This is a genomic window from Streptomyces galbus (assembly GCF_005280195.1).
In the GTDB taxonomy this organism is placed as follows: domain Bacteria; phylum Actinomycetota; class Actinomycetes; order Streptomycetales; family Streptomycetaceae; genus Streptomyces; species Streptomyces galbus.
In genome coordinates this window covers 1-1,212 of the sequence record NZ_SZPR01000075.1, presented here as the reverse complement: position 1 = coordinate 1,212, position 1,212 = coordinate 1, and the positions used below count along the sequence as shown (strand labels likewise).

Sequence of the window (1,212 nt, the reverse complement as noted above, 5' to 3'; positions counted from 1 at the left end):
GCTGGTCACGGTGAACCCGGCCGAGGGGGCGGTCACGCGGTTCCCGGACGGCTTGCTTTGAGCCGTGGCGGCGGGCTGGTGGGTGCCAGTCGCAGCGCTGGCCACTCCCGCCGCCGTCGCGATGGCTGTGGCGGTGGCCGCGATGAGCATGATCGGGCGGATACGCATGGATCAGTGTCCTTTCTTGCGGGCGTCCGGTTGATGCCCGCACCCCTGTACGCCCCTCGATGCCTGTGGGGTCGCCGCCCGGATACGTGGTCCATGTCACAGGGCGTGGGCGCGACCTGGGGACAGCGCTCGTGCGTACAGGCTTGAGCGGCGCGAGGCTCCGCCCGGGAGGCAGGCTCCACAGCCGTGGTCCAGGAGTGCTTCCCGGCGAACTGCCTGTGATGCGAGCCGATCGACAGCACCAGGAGAGAAAGCCGTTGATGACGCCACAGGAGTTCGACGCGTTCTACGCAGCGTCCTTCTCCCGCCTGACCGGGCAGCTCTACGCGATAACCAGCGACTGGTCCGAAGCACAGGACGTGGTCCAGGAAGCCTTCATCCGCGCGTGGGACCGAAGGCGCACGTTCGACCTCGGCGATGCCCCGGAAGCATGGATCCGGACCACCGCACGGCGGCTGGCCATCTCACGTTGGCGACGTCTGGCCCGGGGTCTGCATCTGGCCGGACGCCACCACCATGAACCCCGCACCGTCGAACCGCCCACTGAGGAGTACTTGGTGCTGGTCATCGCGCTCCGCGATCTGCCCGAGGCGCAGCGCACCGCCATGGTCCTGCACCACATGTGTGACCTTTCCATCGAGCAGGTCGCGGCCGAGACCGGCGCCAGCGTCAGTGCCGTCAAGAGCCGCCTCGCCCGCGGGCGGACCGCGCTGGCAACCCGGCTCGGCGACCAGCCCCCGACCAGCGAGGAAGGACGACTCCATGTCTGACCCCCTCCACGACACACTGGGCGACCGGCTGCGGCTACTCGGCAAGCAGATGCCGGAACCGACCCTGCCCCCCGCGGAAATCCGCCGACGCGCCGACCGGCGCCGCCACCGCCGGCACGCCCTGGGCGCGATCGCGGCCTGCACCGCGGCAGCCCTGTGCCTGGCTCTCCCGTCCGCGCTGCACTCACCCAGCCCACGGCACAAAGCAGCCTCCACAGACACCTCCTCCGTGCCAGCTTCCCCCCGCCCCCAGGCCGGGTTCACCGTGACCAGC

Annotated in this window: 2 protein-coding genes; both read left to right on the top strand. The window is 70.3% G+C overall.

Features of this window, described 5'->3' with window-relative positions; all coding sequences use genetic code 11:
- Positions 1-428 precede the first annotated feature (428 nt).
- A complete protein-coding gene (locus tag E4U92_RS35605; protein WP_137304588.1) occupies positions 429-938 on the top strand; it encodes a SigE family RNA polymerase sigma factor in 510 nt (169 codons plus the stop codon).
- Positions 931-1,212, top strand: a 282-nt coding sequence (locus E4U92_RS36400) for a hypothetical protein (RefSeq protein ID WP_422070809.1), incomplete at its 3' end; no start/stop codon positions are given. The genes E4U92_RS35605 and E4U92_RS36400, both read left to right, overlap by 8 nt.

Excerpts from the sequence above, each read along its gene's own strand:
- E4U92_RS35605 (WP_137304588.1), top strand. The coding sequence starts at position 429 with ATGACGCCACAGGAGTTCGACGCGTTCTACGCAGCGTCCTTCTCCCGC.